Annotated in this window: 16 protein-coding genes; 4 read left to right on the top strand and 12 right to left on the bottom strand. The window is 52.6% G+C overall.

Features of this window, described 5'->3' with window-relative positions; all coding sequences use genetic code 11:
• Positions 1 to 85: 85 nt before the first annotated feature.
• The 8 genes from FOE74_RS16480 to FOE74_RS16445 form a co-directional block, all read right to left on the bottom strand.
• The gene (locus tag FOE74_RS16480) at positions 86 to 529 is read right to left on the bottom strand and encodes a GNAT family N-acetyltransferase (protein ID WP_149099738.1); all 444 of its coding nucleotides are present in this window, start codon (positions 527 to 529) and stop codon (positions 86 to 88) included.
• Positions 468 to 2231 carry a gliding motility-associated ABC transporter substrate-binding protein GldG gene (gene gldG / locus FOE74_RS16475; RefSeq protein ID WP_149099737.1) on the bottom strand — a complete coding sequence of 588 codons (1764 nt, stop codon included), beginning with the start codon at positions 2229 to 2231 and terminating at the stop codon, positions 468 to 470. The genes FOE74_RS16480 and gldG overlap by 62 nt, the downstream gene beginning before the upstream one ends.
• The gene (gene gldF / locus FOE74_RS16470; RefSeq protein WP_149099736.1) at positions 2225 to 2953 is read right to left on the bottom strand and encodes a gliding motility-associated ABC transporter permease subunit GldF; all 729 of its coding nucleotides are present in this window, start codon (positions 2951 to 2953) and stop codon (positions 2225 to 2227) included. The genes gldG and gldF overlap by 7 nt, the downstream gene beginning before the upstream one ends.
• A gap of 114 nt (positions 2954 to 3067) precedes the next feature.
• Positions 3068 to 3412: a protein-tyrosine-phosphatase gene (locus FOE74_RS16465; protein WP_149099735.1), complete on the bottom strand. Its 345-nt coding sequence runs from the start codon at positions 3410 to 3412 to the stop codon at positions 3068 to 3070.
• 65 nt (positions 3413 to 3477) lie between these two features.
• On the bottom strand, positions 3478 to 4398 hold the full coding sequence (gene gldA / locus FOE74_RS16460) for a gliding motility-associated ABC transporter ATP-binding subunit GldA (RefSeq protein WP_149099734.1): 921 nt from the start codon (positions 4396 to 4398) through the stop codon (positions 3478 to 3480).
• 9 nt (positions 4399 to 4407) lie between these two features.
• Positions 4408 to 5124: an SDR family oxidoreductase gene (locus FOE74_RS16455; RefSeq protein WP_149099733.1), complete on the bottom strand. Its 717-nt coding sequence runs from the start codon at positions 5122 to 5124 to the stop codon at positions 4408 to 4410.
• A 194-nt stretch (positions 5125 to 5318) separates the two neighbouring features.
• Complete coding sequence (locus FOE74_RS16450) at positions 5319 to 6095, bottom strand: DUF695 domain-containing protein (protein WP_149099732.1); 777 nt, start codon at positions 6093 to 6095, stop codon at positions 5319 to 5321.
• A 20-nt stretch (positions 6096 to 6115) separates the two neighbouring features.
• Positions 6116 to 6823 carry an SDR family NAD(P)-dependent oxidoreductase gene (locus FOE74_RS16445; protein WP_149099731.1) on the bottom strand — a complete coding sequence of 236 codons (708 nt, stop codon included), beginning with the start codon at positions 6821 to 6823 and terminating at the stop codon, positions 6116 to 6118.
• Positions 6824 to 6932: 109 nt separating this feature from the next.
• On the opposite strand from FOE74_RS16445, the gene FOE74_RS16440 reads away from it, so the two are divergent.
• Both FOE74_RS16440 and FOE74_RS16435 read left to right on the top strand, forming a co-directional pair.
• A complete protein-coding gene (locus FOE74_RS16440; RefSeq protein ID WP_149099730.1) occupies positions 6933 to 7661 on the top strand; it encodes an MlaE family ABC transporter permease in 729 nt (242 codons plus the stop codon).
• A 41-nt stretch (positions 7662 to 7702) separates the two neighbouring features.
• Complete coding sequence (locus FOE74_RS16435; RefSeq protein ID WP_149099729.1) at positions 7703 to 8521, top strand: ABC transporter ATP-binding protein; 819 nt, start codon at positions 7703 to 7705, stop codon at positions 8519 to 8521.
• Between the two features lie 237 nt (positions 8522 to 8758).
• On the opposite strand, the gene FOE74_RS16430 is transcribed toward FOE74_RS16435, so the two are convergent.
• The 4 genes from FOE74_RS16430 to FOE74_RS16415 form a co-directional block, all read right to left on the bottom strand.
• On the bottom strand, positions 8759 to 10060 hold the full coding sequence (locus FOE74_RS16430) for a NupC/NupG family nucleoside CNT transporter (RefSeq protein WP_149099728.1): 1302 nt from the start codon (positions 10058 to 10060) through the stop codon (positions 8759 to 8761).
• A 96-nt stretch (positions 10061 to 10156) separates the two neighbouring features.
• On the bottom strand, positions 10157 to 10771 hold the full coding sequence (locus FOE74_RS16425; RefSeq protein WP_149099727.1) for a bifunctional nuclease family protein: 615 nt from the start codon (positions 10769 to 10771) through the stop codon (positions 10157 to 10159).
• A 9-nt stretch (positions 10772 to 10780) separates the two neighbouring features.
• Positions 10781 to 11755: an electron transfer flavoprotein subunit alpha/FixB family protein gene (locus FOE74_RS16420; protein ID WP_149099726.1), complete on the bottom strand. Its 975-nt coding sequence runs from the start codon at positions 11753 to 11755 to the stop codon at positions 10781 to 10783.
• Positions 11756 to 11757: 2 nt separating this feature from the next.
• Complete coding sequence (locus FOE74_RS16415) at positions 11758 to 12495, bottom strand: electron transfer flavoprotein subunit beta/FixA family protein (protein ID WP_149099725.1); 738 nt, start codon at positions 12493 to 12495, stop codon at positions 11758 to 11760.
• Positions 12496 to 12557: 62 nt separating this feature from the next.
• Here FOE74_RS16415 and FOE74_RS16410 point away from each other — a divergent pair, with 62 nt between their 5' ends.
• On the top strand, positions 12558 to 12896 hold the full coding sequence (locus FOE74_RS16410) for a tetratricopeptide repeat protein (protein ID WP_149099724.1): 339 nt from the start codon (positions 12558 to 12560) through the stop codon (positions 12894 to 12896).
• Positions 12897 to 13223: 327 nt separating this feature from the next.
• The gene (locus FOE74_RS16405) at positions 13224 to 15158 is read left to right on the top strand and encodes a sialate O-acetylesterase (RefSeq protein ID WP_149099723.1); all 1935 of its coding nucleotides are present in this window, start codon (positions 13224 to 13226) and stop codon (positions 15156 to 15158) included.
• The last annotated feature ends 71 nt before the right edge of the window (positions 15159 to 15229 follow it).

The raw sequence follows: 15229 nt of genomic DNA, 5'->3' as shown, positions 1-15229 counted from the left end.
GCTTTTCTATAAACCTGCCCAAAACAGCCCCCTCTTCTGTAAGGGTAACCTGAGATAGGCCCCAATTAAAAGCAAATTCACCCGTTCAGTTTACCTGGCTTCTCCTAGGGTCTGTCACTTCAAATACCATTTTCACATAGGCAAGGTCGTTCTTCCTGAACACCTCCCCTTTCTCCTGCAATCCTGCCTTCTGGTAAAAAGATCTGGCTGAGGCCCGCGCATGACACCAGATGCTACAGGCACCTTGGACCGAAGCAAAAGCGAGGACATGTTGTAACAAGGCGGCCCCGAACCCTTTCTTTTGAAAGGCAGGAAGGGTGCAGAATTTCCTGAACTGAGCCTGCTCCCCGTAAAGGAAGAGGGAAAGCACGGAAACCAACTGCTGCTCTACAAACAACCCAAAGTGGATTCCGGCTTCATCTTCCGGGAGGCGCACAAAGCTTTCAGGCTTGTCTGGCCACATCACCTCATGGCGCACCGGCCAGGTCTGGGCCGCTGGGATTTCCTTGATCTGGAAATGAGCGGGCATATTTGCGCTTCCGTAACCAGAATTTTACTACGCCAAAAAGAAGGAGCAGCACCAACGGAACGCCCAGGTTAATGGCTTGCCACTTGGTTCTTTCGTCGCGAAGTTTGGCTTTGTCCAGCGGACGGAGTTTGATTTCTTTGCCGCGTAGTTCAATCAAGCCCTTTTCATCCAGCAGGTAATCGGCTACGTTTTTGAGCAATTCCTTATTGGCGAACCTGGAACGGGTGAAACGGTCAAAGCCCAATTCTAACGGACGGCCGGTGCGCGGGTCCACTTCATTGGCGCCTAAATCACCGTCTGAGAACACTACTACCTGGGAGGCCTTCCCTTCAGCCTGGAACGGAATAGAGGAGCCCTCCGGCACCGGACGATTCTTGAAGACCGACTGGAACTTGCCTTCCAACAGGTAGCCTACCGGAATCGCGTTTTGGCTGAACAGCTTGGGGTCACGGTCTACGCGCGGGTCATTGAGGGAAATAGACACCGGTGATTCCCGCTTGCGCGAGTATTGCGACGTCCAGAGCAAGGGCGATTTTTTGATACCAACCGCCTTTACCGTATCAATGGAACTCACAAATTTGGTTTGCACGGCATCCAGGTTGCGGGTCATGGGCAGGTCACTGAAATTTGTGATCAAGGGGTAAAACCTCCAGGGCACCAACTGCGTCTGCGGCTGGTTGCCCATATACCCGGTAACCATGGGAATAAAACTGGCGTTGAGGTCCTGCACCAGGTCTGGGTTCACCCGCACCCCATACCGGAAAAGCATGTCCTGCAGGTTGAGGTCATACGGGAAAGCCAAGGCGCCTTCCTCAGACAGGCTGTCTAAAGAAGCGCGAACGCCATCCAGCAGAAACAACAGTTTTCCGCCCCTGATCAGGAACTGGTCCATCTTGTACTTATCCAGCTCAGAGAAAGGCTGGGTGGGCTTCATGAGTACCACCAGGTTGAAGTTGTTCAGGTCCGGCACCTGCGAAAGCTGCACCCGGTTTACCGTGTAAAATTCAGAAAGCGTGCCTAAAAAGTCAGCGGCCTGCGGAAGCCAAAGCTCACCGTGGCCCTGTAGTATTCCAATGCGGCCGGCGCTGGCCGAGGCCACTTTCCGGACAGCGGAGGCCAGCTCGTACTCCAGACCCTCTATGGATTGATTCAACCTTTCCTCGGGCGGAGCCGCCTGGCTGCCTTTGAGTAAGATGGCGGCCGTTTCCTTTGTGCCCGCTGAGATGATCGCTCCCGGAAAAACGATCTTCTCTACCTTCTTGTCTCCCTCCTGCGCGAAAAGGTTGGTAGGCTGAAGTCCTTTCTGGGCAAGTTGGGCGTAAAATTGGTTTCGGGCCTGCTCATTGGTATTGGCGCTGGGGTCCACGAACTGGTACTGGATGTTGCCGTCTGAGTAAAGCCGGAATTCCTCCAGCATCTCGCGGGTACTGTTCTGCAGGCGCCGGAAACCGGCCGGGAACTCCCCTTCCAGGTACACGGTGACTTGCACGGGCTCTTTCAAGGCCCCCAGCAGTTTTTTGGTTTGATCAGAGATGGTGTAGCGCTTGTCTTCGGTAAGATCCAGGCGGAAGAAGTAGCGGCTGGCCACAAAGTTGAGGACCAACAGCAGCCCCACGGCTACCAGAAAGAAGGTCCAGTCAGAACGGCGGCGGCTTTCCACTACCGACTTCTGGGGTTCAGGGGTAAGGGGATGCTCTACCATTTTCTGCTCTCTAAGACTAATTTGGTACCTAACAGCATAATCGTGATCACACTCAGAAAATACAGCACGTCACGCGAGTCAATCAACCCTTTGCTGATGGAGCTGTAATGGTAGGAAATGCCCAGCTGCGCGATATAGTAGGAAGCCGTTCCCCAAGCATCAATAGAGGCCAGCAAATCAAAACCGGTATACACCAGGTAACACAGAAACACTGCCAGAATAAAGGCCACAATCTGATTCTCAGTAAGCGAGGAGGCAAAGATGCCCATGGCCACAAACACCGCTGCCAGGAACACCAGCCCTAGGTAAGAACCAGCTACCGCCGCCGAATCAATGTTGCCCACCGGGTCTCCCAGTTGGTACACGCTTACATAGTACAGCAACGAAGGCAGCAGCGCAAACAGCACCAACAACAGGCAAGCAAAGTACTTGCCCAGCAGCAGCTGGGTGTCAGACAAGGGTTTGGTTAACAATAATTCCATGGTACCGCCTTTGCGTTCTTCAGCGAAGGTGCGCATGGTGATAGCCGGAATCAAAAACAGGAAAAGCCAGGGCGCCAGCAGAAACACGCTCTGCAAATCGGCGTAGCCGTAATCCAGCACGCTGCTGTCTGGGAAGACCCACATGAACAGGCCCGTAGCCACCAGGAAGACCCCTATGACAATATAGCCAATCAGGGAGTTGAGGTAGGAATTGAATTCTTTACTTAAGATTGCCAACATATTTTTCGGGATACATGTAGCAAGACACAAGTATCAGGATTTTTAGTGCAGTGGTTAAAGATGCGTTTCTGGCCCCGTTTCAGAAATTGAGCCAGAAACAGCGGCCTCAATATTTTATAATTGAAAGGTAACGTTAACAGAGGCGTTGATTTTATCAGTGAGCAGTTCAATTAGTTCTTGGTTCTGGTATTCATATTCATCTTCAATTTGAAGTACTTCAATGGGTGGAATTTCAATGGATCTATAATCAGCAGCTATGCGGGTTTTGTGCCCATCTTCCATCACTAGAATTAAATCTGCCCAAAGCACGTCTTTTTCTTTTATCTGCCGCTCGCTTTTGGCACTGAGTCCCAATGATTTGATGTTGAACCGCCTATCATTCTTGAAGATGTATTCAGCCGTCCTACTTCTCCGCTTGTTGCGGCCACATACCACTAACACATTGGGTCTATCTGCCACTGAGTTGTTTGTTAGATTTCTTTTTTCGGCTCCATTTACGGAAATAAGGACCTAAACAGCTTTTTCTATTTTCCTGATTTCGTCAACTCCTGGAACAGTTTCTCCAAGGAATTCTCTTCCTGCTGCAAGCCCACCAGCGGCCACCCTCGGTCGCCGGCCAGCCGGAAGATGGCCGAACGCAAATCTGAATTTGATGCCGCAATGATCCGGTATTTCAAGGCTCCGGCCGGTTCTACCCGCGTCACGCCGGGCAACGCCAACAGTGGTTGGGTGTCTACCTCTGCCTCAAACTCGGCCAGGATCCTGGTTTCCTTGCGGCCCATGTTCCGCAGTTCGGCCACGGGGCTATCAGCTACCAACTTACCCTTGTTGATGATGAGCACCCGGTCACAGAGGGCACTCACCTCCTGCATGATGTGGGTAGAGAACAAAACCGTCTTCTGCTGCCCCACCTCTTTGATGAGCTGCCGGATCTCCACGATCTGGTTGGGGTCCAGCCCGGTGGTGGGTTCGTCCAAGATGAGGACCTGCGGATCATGAATCAGCGCCTGCGCCAGGCCTACCCGCTGCCGGTACCCTTTTGACAAAGCGCCTATCTTTTTATGCCGCTCGCGGGTGAGGCCGCACAGGTTGATCATCTCCTCGGTACGGGCTTTTACCTGGCTGCTGCCCAGCCCGTGCAGTTTGCCTACGAAGTGCAGGTACTCGCGCACGTACATGTCCAGGTAAAGCGGGTTATGCTCGGGCAGATAGCCTACCTGCCGGCGCACCTCTTTGGGTTCTTCCAGTACATCATGGCCGTTCACCAGCACCGTTCCGCTGCTGGGCGGTAGGTAACAGGTGGCAATTTTCATGGTAGTGGACTTGCCTGCCCCATTAGGTCCTAAGAACCCCACAATCTCACCGGTGCTCACCATAAAGGAAACGTGGTCCACAGCGGCCTGCGGTCCATACAACTTGGTCAGGTCTTTTATTTCAATTCCCATGCGTGCGGGTTAGGCTTTCTTTTTCTCTGGACGGCCCTTGGGCATGAGCGGACGAACCTCTATGTCCACGTGGTGGTAATTGGGCGGGGACTGCAGCACGTGCAGAATGGTAGAGGCGATGTCTTCGGGCTGCATCATGTTCTCAGGGGCCGTACCGGTGCCCTCAAAGCCGTCAAAGAACTGGGTGGCGGTGGACCCGGGGTAGATACAGGTTACTTTGATACCAAATGGCCGCACCTCTTTGAACAGGCTATGGGAGATCCCCCGCACCGCGAATTTGGTGGCGCAGTAGCCGCTCATGTTCTCCACCCCGTTCAGGCCGGCAATAGAGGAAATGTTGATGATATGGCCTTCCAGTTGTTTTTTCATCTGCGGCAGCACCAGGCGGGTGCAGTAGAACACCCCGTTCACGTTGGTATCCATCATTTTATGCCAATCTTTGGGGCTCATGGTGTCTAAAGCACCCTGTATGCCCAGACCGGCATTGTTGATCAGCACCGAGATGTTCTGGCGCAGGCGCTCCACGGTCTGCTCATAGGCGGTCAGCACCGAGTGTTCATGGCGCACATCACACTCAAAGAAATAAAAGTCCTGGTGGGAAATCTTGGGCCGGGTGCGGCTCCAACTCACGACTGTAGCGCCTTTCTCTAACAACAGTTTGGCGGCAGCCAGACCTATCCCGCTGCTGGCACCGGTGATCACAACTACTTTTCCTTCTAGTTCCATAGCTTAGAATTTGCTCAAATTTAATCAAAAGAGATTTACTGTTACTTAATTGTTCAATTTTAGCGCCATGGTCTGAAGACGGGGCTTAAATAGGAAATTACTAGAAAAGGCTTTCTCTCCCGTAATTATTTTTCCGCCATCGTTCTCTACTTCCTCTTCTGGAGGTAGATTCTCAAAAGCTTTGTTCACTTCTATTAGGCAGGGTCACCTTTTTCAATGGAGGTTTCCCAACCATCATAGGTGGCATCCTGTTCCTGGGCAAGGTTCCAGAGGTACAGGACCATGTCATGGATGGTCTCTTCCTGGGTCTTTGCCTCTAATGAAACCTGTAGTTTAAAGGGCGTTTCTTCAGAATGGGGCTCAAAACCCTCTTCTTCTTTCCTGTAACCTTTAGCAGCAATTTCTTGCCAGTACTTTTCCAGGGAAGCTTCGTCCCGGAAATAGATCCAGTGGACGACCTTTCGGGAGACATCCGGATTGTCTCCTAGGTCTTCCAGGTTCCGAAGCACTTTCCCATTCTGGATCCGTTGCAAATCGGCCGGCTCGGGGAACAGGAACCCAAGATACGTTTCCCACTCTGGATCTTCCCAGGTTTCGGCCGCAAACTGGTACTGGGGGAAGGCCTCTTCTACCTCTTTCAAATGATGTTCCACCAGGAGCACCTCTGAGGCGTAGAAGTAGAACTTCCGTAAACCGGCGTTGAGCGTTTTACCTGCCATAATGGCTTCCAGGCCATTTTCAAAGGCAGTAACTAAAGCGTCTTCTATGTCCCCCAGCGCTTCCCATTCAATATCCTCCGGAAAGCCGTCTTCCCGCACAGATGCCAAGGGAACGGTGATTTCTATTACCTGATTTTGCTCTTCCAGGGGAGCCAAGGTTGCCAGGTTCAGATCCAAGCCTATAAAGGCTGGTTTTGACTCGATTTGGCAAAAGTAGACCTCCCAGTCTGGCTGATAGTCCTTTGTTTCCATACTATTCTTTTGGTACTGGCCTAAATATCCCCCAACTGCGGACGGAGCAGCAGTTCCTCTATCACCGTCTGCTTGGAGACGCAATGGGCGTTCCAGATGGCGAAGGCCACATCTTCTGATTTCATAAAGCGGTCCTGGGGCAGGTCCACGCCTTCCCAGCTGGCGGTATACGTGGCCCCTGGCAACACGGCGGTTACCCGGATGTTGTGGGGTTTTAACTCTTCGCGTAGTACCCTGGTCATACCGTAAAGCGCGTGCTTGGCAATGCAGTAAGAGCCCCCGTTGGTGTAGGCCGTAATGCTGGCGGTAGAACAGATGGTGAAGATGTGCCCGTCGCGGCGCTTGATCATGTCGGTAACCAGGCCTTTGGTCAAATCATAGGCGCTGTATAGGTTGGTGTTGATCATCTGGCGCAGCACCGTGTCGTCTTCCTGGTGTATTTCCCCGGGAACGAAGAAGCCGGCGTTGTTCACCAGCACGTCTACTTTCACTTTCAGGCTTTTAATGTAGTCCAGAAAACGGCGCACCTCCCCCTCCTGGCTTACATCGGCGGCCAGGTAAAATACTTTGGAGAAGGTATAGGCCTGTTCAATGTCCAGTTTCAGTTTATCCAGGTCTGGGAGGTGGCGTGAGCAGGTGATGATGTGGAAGCCTTCGGCCGCGAACTTGTCTACAATGGCCCGACCTATACCTTTGGTGCCGCCCGTCACCACTATATATTTTTGCATGGAAATGATGTTTTTTCTTTTTTCCACGTAATATAGGCATTTGAAACCAAGAATGGCCTAAACAACGCCTGCTGCGGTAATTTGCAGGGGCTTCTTTCCCACCTAATGCATGAAAACCTTTGGCGCATTTATACTCTTCTTGTCCAGTCTGCTCAGAAGGGGTGAATCACCCCGCATCGTCTTTAACCGGACCATTGATGAGGCGATCCTGATAGGCATTGACTCCATCTTTATTGTGGCGGTAGTGTCTACCTTCATTGGGGCCGTAACCTGTGTGCAGATATCGTATAACCTCACCAATGCCCTAATCCCGCGCTCCACCATTGGGTTCATGGTGCGGGAAATGACCATTCTGGAGCTGGCCCCCACCATTACGTCTATTGTGTTGGCGGGGAAGGTAGGCTCCAGCATTGCGGGTGGGTTGGGTACCATGCGCATCACTGAGCAGGTAGATGCCCTGGAAGTAATGGGGATCAACTCGGCTTCTTACCTGGTGCTGCCCAAGATTCTGGCGTCCCTGCTGGTGTTCCCCATGCTGGTGGTCACGGCTATGTTTCTTTCCATTTTAGGCGGATACCTGGCGGGAAGTTTCTCTGGCGCCTTGTCTGGGGAGGAATACATCATGGGGCTCAGATCTGATTTCATTCCCTGGAACATCGCCTTCGCCTTGATCAAGTCTTTGGTGTTTGCCTTTCTGGTGTCTACTATCTCCTCCTACCAGGGGTATTTTACGGAAGGGGGCGCGTTGGAAGTGGGCCGGTCCAGCACCAACGCCGTAACCAACAGTGTGATCGCCATCCTGATCGCTGACTTTGTCTGCGCCCAGTTACTGCTTTGATTCTTTGAGGCTTAATAAGGCCACCCGGGTGGCGAAGTACCATGATAGAAATCCATAACATCCATAAAACCTTCAACGGCAACAAAGTGCTGGACGGGATCAGCGGCAACTTTGAGTCTGGCAAGATGAACATGCTGCTGGGAGCCAGCGGTACCGGTAAAAGCGTGCTGTTGAAATGCATTGTGGGCCTGGTGAAGCCCGACATTGGCAGCATCACCTATGACGGCCGCATCTTCGCCAACAACAAACTGGACATCAAGCAGGAAATCCGCCGTAAGATAGGCATGCTCTTTCAGGGTAGTGCTCTGTTTGACTCCATGACCGTGAACGAGAACGTGGAATTCCCCCTCAAAATGCTCACCGACATGGACCGGCAGGAGCGCCAGGAACGCGTGGAGTTCTGTCTCAAGCGGGTGGGCCTGGAGAAAGCCGGCAACAAGATGCCCTCTGAGTTGAGCGGCGGCATGAAGAAACGGGTGGGTATTGCCCGGGCCATTGCCCCCCATTGCACCTATCTTTTCTGCGATGAACCCAACTCCGGCCTGGACCCTCTTACCGCCATCACCATTGATGAACTCATCAAAGAAATCACCGAAGAGTATAACATCACCACCATTGTGGTAACCCATGACATGAACTCAGTGCTGGAGTACGGCGACAATGTGATGTTCCTCTACAAAGGGAAAAAGCTCTGGGAGGGCCACAGCAGCACCATCATGGATACGCACGTGAAAGAACTCAACGACTTCATCTTCTCTAACCGCCTCATGAGAGATGCCAAGAAAGTAGAGGAGATCGCCGAAGAAGAGCGCCAGGAAGAAGGCCAACGGCAAGAAGATGACAAGAATCGCAACCGGTAAATAACACGAACCCGCCTTATAGCGTGAAGGGTAGTTTAGGTCGTGTTTTCATGAAACATGCCTTAAACTACCCTTCTTTTTTAACCTAAGCCTTCCACAGAAACCAAACCGCTTATTGGGATTAGTGCCTGAAGGCGATAAGCTAGTAAGACTATAAAATAAAAGGTCCCCGTTTAGAGCCTTCCTTTTCAGAAAGAGCGCCAAAACGGGGACTTTTTATTTTATTTACTCTACTTCTTATAGCTCAAACAGGATACCGGCAATGGTGGCGGTCATCATACAGGCAATAGAAGCACCCAACAACGCCCGTAGTCCCAGTTTTGACAAGTTGCCTTGCTGTGTAGGAGCCATTCCGCCAATACCCCCAATCTGGATGGCAATGGAACTGAAATTTGAGAACCCGCACAAGGCATAAGTAGCCAGAATAATAGATTTTTCTGACAAGGTTCCTGCTTCTTTCATTTTGGCCAGGTCAAGGTAAGCCACAAACTCATTGATAGCCGTTTTCTGGCCTAGAAGGCTACCTACCTGCAAGGTGTCTTGCCAAGGGCTACCCATCAAAAACGCAAAAACCCTGAACACCTGCCCTAAAAGGTACTGGAAGTTAAGACCTTGAAAACGGCCTCCGGTAGAGTCTACAATGATTTGGTTTAATCCAGTGGCTCCTCCCAGGCTCATCAACAGGTAGTTCAGCAAGGCAATTACCGCAATGAACGCCAAGAGCATCCCGCCCACGTTCAAAGCCAACCTTAACCCATCGGCTGCACCGGTAGACATGGCGTCAATGATGTTCACCCCCAGGGATTCCTTGTTTACCTGAAGCTTGGTATTAATTTTATCTTCCTCCGTCTCCGGCACCAGAATCTTGGCCATCACAATCCCCGCCGGGGCATTCATGATGGAGGCTGTGAGTAAGTGGGCCGCAAAAATAGCCTGCTGGGCCGGGTCATCCCCGCCCAGGAAAGCCACATACGCCGCTAAAACTCCGCCAGCCAGCGTAGCCATACCTCCGGTCATCAGACACATCAACTCAGAGCGGGTCATGTTCTGGATGAAGGGACGCACCAGCAACGGCGCCTCGGTCTGGCCCAGGAAGATGTTACCAGCCGCCGATAAACTTTCAGCACCGGAAAGGCGCATTCCTTTTGACATAACCCAGGCAATGCCATAAACTATTTTCTGCAGAACACCCATGTAGTACAGGCCCGCGGTCACCGTGGAAAAGAAAATAATGGTGGGCAATACTTTAAAGGCGAAGATATAGCCAGTTCCGGCAGGTGAATTAGGTTTGGCCAACTCTCCGAAAAGGAATTCGGCTCCGGCATCAGCAAAGCTCAGCAGACGAACAAAACCTTCGCTGACCGCTTCAAAACCGGCTTTCACAAAGGGGACTTCCGTCACCAGGATACCGAAAATGATTTGGATGAGAACTCCCACCCCCACCAGTTTCCAGCTGATGGCTTTGCGGTTGGTGGAGAAAAGAATGGCAATTCCAATGAGGATAAAATAACCAATGAAGCCTTGGAAAACTGATAGCATAGAATGGAAGTATGGTCAAAATTAAATCAAATTCTGCTCAAAAAGAAAAAGTCTTGGGCAGGGCCCAAGACTTTCTTTATCAATGCGTATTTCAGCTTAATTCCGTTTGTTCAATTCGTCGCGGATTTTGGCGGCCCGTTCGTAGTCTTCCTTCTCCAGGGCGTCGTTCAGCATGGTGTTCAGCTCCTCCACAGAGATCTCTTTGAGGTTGCTCTTGCTGCTGCCCGAAGCAGAGGAACTACCGCTGGCGGCGGTGGTGGGGATCTCGTCGGTTTCTTCCTCGTCTTCGTCTTCTTCCAGGTCACTCAAGATGATACCGGCCTCAGACAGAACAGACTCTACGGTGTAGATGGGCACCCCAAACCGAAGCCCAATGGCAATGGCGTCTGAAGGGCGGGCATCCAGTTCAAACTCCTTCTCTCCGTCTGTGCAGACGATCTTGGAAAAAAACACCCCTTCTTTTAAATCCGAAATCATAATCTCCTGCACGCTCACTTCCATTTGCTGGGCAAACGACTTGAACAAGTCATGGGTCAGCGGACGTGTAGGGTTAATCTTCTCAATCTGGATGGCAATGGACTGCGCCTCAAACATACCTATGATGATAGGCAATCGGCGGCTTCCTTCCTTCTCACCCAATACCAGGGCGAACGATCCAGATTGCGACTGGCTTGACGACAAACCAAGAATCTCTAGCTCAATTTTCTTCACAGTTTCTCTTTATTTGTCTAAAGCTTTGGCGGCTTCTATCAATTTTGGAACAACCTCAGTGGCGTCTCCTACAATACCGTAATCTGCGGCTTTGAAGAAGGGTGCTTCCGGATCTTTATTGATAACGACAATTACTTTAGAAGAGTTAACCCCGGCCAGGTGTTGGATAGCGCCAGAGATACCCACCGCTATGTACAGGTTAGGGCTTACGGTGATGCCGGTCTGGCCCACGTGCTCATGGTGCGGCCGCCAACCAATGTCGGCTACGGGCTTAGAGCAGGCCGTGGCAGCACCCAGCGCTTTGGCCAGATCCTCAATGAGATGCCAGTTTTCAGGGCCTTTCAAGCCTCTCCCCCCAGAAACCACCAGATCTGCCTCGGTTAACAGGATATCACCAGACTGCCGGATGGTCTCTTTGGGCGCCGTGGCGAAATCTGCGTCAGCTAAATCTGCCGAGAAATTCTCTACCGTAGCCGTTCCGCCGGCCGCGGTGTCAATGTCCAGGGCGTTCTTTTTAACCGCGATTATTTTTTTATCTGAGGTCAGTTCCACGTCAGAGAAAGCCTTCCCGGAGAAGACCCCGCGGCGAACCGTGAACGAAGAACCGTTGATCTGTGGCAGAGACACCACGTTGGTGGCCAGGCTGGCGCCCAATTTCACTGCCAGACGCGACCCTATGGCTGCGCCGATGTTGGAGTTGGAGAGCACAATCACCGCGGAGTTTTCAGACTCAGCGGCTTTGGCGATCACTTTCACGTAAGCAGCGGCCACAAAATCATGCAGACGGCTGTCATTGTCTAACAATACTTTGGTAATCCCTTGCTCCCCCAGGCTGGAAAGGGCATTGGCCTCCACGTTGCCAATGGCTACGGCAGTGGCCGAGGTACCCAGGGCGGCGGCTACTTTGCTTCCGTACGAAGCTGCTTCCAGGGAAGACTTCTTCACTTCGCCGTTCGCGCATTCTATCACTACTAAAACTGACATGCTTATAGAACTTTAGCTTCGTTGCGTAATAATTTAATCAGGTCACCGGCATTCTCGGCCGCAATCATCTTCACCCCTGACTTGGCGGGCGGCAACTCATAGTTCTGCACACTGGTCTTGGCCTCCTGCCCTACCGGCTCCACTACTTTCAGGGGCTTGGTACGGGCGGTCATGATACCACGCATGTTAGGGATGCGGGGCTCAGACATAGGCTGCTGGGCACTCACCACCAACGGCAGGGTTGCCTCAATGATCTCTTTTCCGCCTTCAATCTCGCGCTCCAGGGTGGCGGTAGAACCGTTCACGTCCAGTTTGATGGCCGGCGCTATGGTTGGGATGCCTAATAGTTCGCCTACCATGCCGTGCACCTGGAACCCGTTGTAGTCAATTGACTCACGGCCCATCAAAATCAGGTCATAACCGCCTTCTTGGGCGTAGTGAGCTATCTGCTGGGAAACCAGGAAAGCATCAGTAGGTTTCAAATTAACTCTGATGGCGTCATCAGCCCCTATCGCCAAGGCTTTGCGGATGTTGGGTTCCGCGTCGGCCTCGCCTACGTTCAATACCGTTACGGATCCGCCCAGGGCTTCTTTCAGCTCAATGGCACGGGTAAGGGCATATTCATCATAGGGGTTGATCACAAACTGTACACCGGCCGTGTTAAACGCTTTGCCATCAGGCGAAAAGGTAATTTTGGTGGTGGTATCAGGAACGTTGCTAATGCAAACTAAGATCTTCATTTAACTTAGGGTTAGCTTAATTAAGTTAATTTTGAGGGCAATTTAAAAGAATAATTCATCAAATGGAAACGACCAACAGCAGATTGACGCAACTCCTGGCCTTCTATGAGGAAGACCCGAACGATCCGTTCACGCTATACGCCATTGCCACGGAATACCGCCCCACAGACCAGGCCCAAGCCCGGTTTTTCTATGAGAAACTGCTGGCGGAGCATCCAGAGTATGTAGGTACCTACTACCACGTGGCCAGTCTCTATCTGCAGCTAGAGGAGCCGGAACTTGCCCGTCAGGCGTACCAGAAAGGCATGCAGGTGAGCCGCCAGCAAGGCCAGCTCCACGCTTTCTCTGAGTTGCAGCAAGCCTACAACAAGATGATGGGTTTAGATTACGAAGATGAGTAAAAATTAGTTGGCATGCATACCATTTCCCGTCTTCGGGCTCATTTTCCGCAAACACCTGCTAAACCAACAGACAATGCCCCTTTTTGGTTTAAAGCAGGCTGTCTCTGGTCTATGCCTGGCGGGAGTTGATTGGATTGCCCTTTTGGGCTCTTTTGGCAAAACCGAGGCTAAAACAGGAAAACCCTTTTCCTTGGGGCCAGAGGCAGGCCCTTTTTGAGGATAGATTTTGCCGAAACAGCCAGGAAACCCTAGCCGGAATGTAAGTGAATCTTAGTAGATTAGGGACCCAAACAAGTGCCTAACCCGTTTTGAACCAATTCTATGCGCATGGCTTTCCTCAGAACCCTGGTTTTTCTCCTGCTGGTGCTTCTTTCCTTCCCCGGGCTTACCCAGGTGCGGCTGCCAAGGTTGGTCAGCAACGGCATGGTGCTGCAGCGCGACCAGGAACTCAAAATCTGGGGCTGGGCCGGAAAAAAAGAGAAAGTGGCCGTGTCGTTCCGGGGGAAGAATTACCAGACCCAAGCTGATACCGCCGGGAATTGGCAGGTGAAGCTTCCGGCCATGAAAGCGGGCGGGCCCTTCCCCATGACCATCAAGGGCTTTAACACCATTACCCTGCAAGACATTCTGGTGGGCGATGTGTGGGTTTGCTCCGGCCAGTCCAACATGGAGACCACCTTGACCCGGGTGCGGCCCCTGTATGAGGCGGAGATTGCCGCCGCGCACCACCCGCAGATCCGTTTTTACGTGGTTCCCCAGAAATACGACTTCCAGGCTCCTAGGAAAGACCTGGAGGGCGGCAGTTGGACCGCTGTCACGCCTACCTCGGTGCTGCCTTTTTCGGCGGTAGCCTATTTCTTTGCTAAGGAACTGCAGGCCAAATACCAGGTACCCATGGGGTTGATCCTCTCTGCCGTGGGCGGCTCCCCCGCTGAGGCCTGGGTCAGTGAGAAAACCATTAAAGCGTTTCCGGCCCACTTCCAGGAGACTCAGCGGTTCAAAGACCATGCCCTTATTGACCAGATAGAGAAAACCGGCGCCGAACAAAGCAAAGCCTGGCATACCCAACTTCGGCAAAAAGATGCCGGATACCAGCAGCCCAACCTGCCCTGGTACAGCCCCCTGGTGTCTACGACTGACTGGGCCACTATGAAAGTACCCGGCTACTGGTCTGACCAACCCATGGGCCCGGTGACCGGGGTGGTGTGGTTCAGGAAAGACCTTGAGGTACCGGCTGCCATGGTGGGCAAACCCGCCAAACTGCTCCTGGGCACCATTGTAGATGCTGACTCCGTTTTCCTGAACGGGATCTTTGTGGGCACCACCTCTTACCAATTCCCCCCCAGAAGATACGACGTGCACGCTCCGGTGCTGAAAGAAGGCAAGAATACTCTTACGGTGCGCATCATCAGCAACGGGGGCCAGGGCGGATTTGTGGAAGACAAGCCTTATTCGCTTTCGGCCGGCGGCCACACCATAGACCTGAAGGGCGACTGGCAGTATAAACTGGGTGCCTCCATGACGCCCATGGCGGGGCAGCCCACGGTACGCTTCAAACCAGTGGGGCTGTACAACGGCATGATCGCGCCGCTGCAGAACTATCCCATCAAAGGTGTGATCTGGTTCCAGGGAGAATCCAATACCGACCGGGCGGCCGAATACCGTCAACTGTTCCCGGCCCTGATCCAGGATTGGCGAAGCAACTGGGGCCAGGGCGATTTCCCGTTTTTGTTTGTGCAGCTGGCTAACTTCATGAAAGCCCAACCCCAGCCTTCGCAGAGCAACTGGGCCCTTTTGCGCGAGGCCCAGGCCAAGGCGCTGGCCTTGCCCAACATCGGCATGGCCGTGGCCATTGACATTGGCGAATGGAACGACATCCACCCGCTGAACAAGAAAGATGTGGGCCATAGGTTGGCCTTGGCGGCCCAGAAAGTAGCCTACGGCGACAAGAAAGTAGTTTCGTCTGGCCCCACGTTCCAGAGCATGACGAAGGACGGCCAGAAGATCATCCTGACCTTCACCAATACCGGCAGTGGGTTGGTGACCAAAGGAGGACCGCTGCGCCATTTCGCCATTGCCGGCCCTGACAAGAAATTCGTGTGGGCCAAGGCCGAGATCAAAGGCAACACCGTCACGGTCTGGAGCGAGGCCGTTCCGTCTCCGGAAGCGGTGCGCTACGCCTGGGCAGACAACCCCGAAGGCGCCAACCTCTACAACCAGGAAGGCCTTCCTGCCGCCCCGTTCAGGACCGATGTAGACTGAGAATTGCCCCATCGGGTTTAAGGCCCTTTTCTGGAAAAACACCCCTTTAACATCAGCCAACCAGGAACGCC

Origin of the sequence: Rufibacter glacialis (assembly GCF_008271745.1) — a bacterium.
Lineage (GTDB): Bacteria > Bacteroidota > Bacteroidia > Cytophagales > Hymenobacteraceae > Nibribacter > Nibribacter glacialis.
Note: the sequence above shows the minus strand (reverse complement) of the source record. Positions and strands in the feature narration are given on the sequence as shown.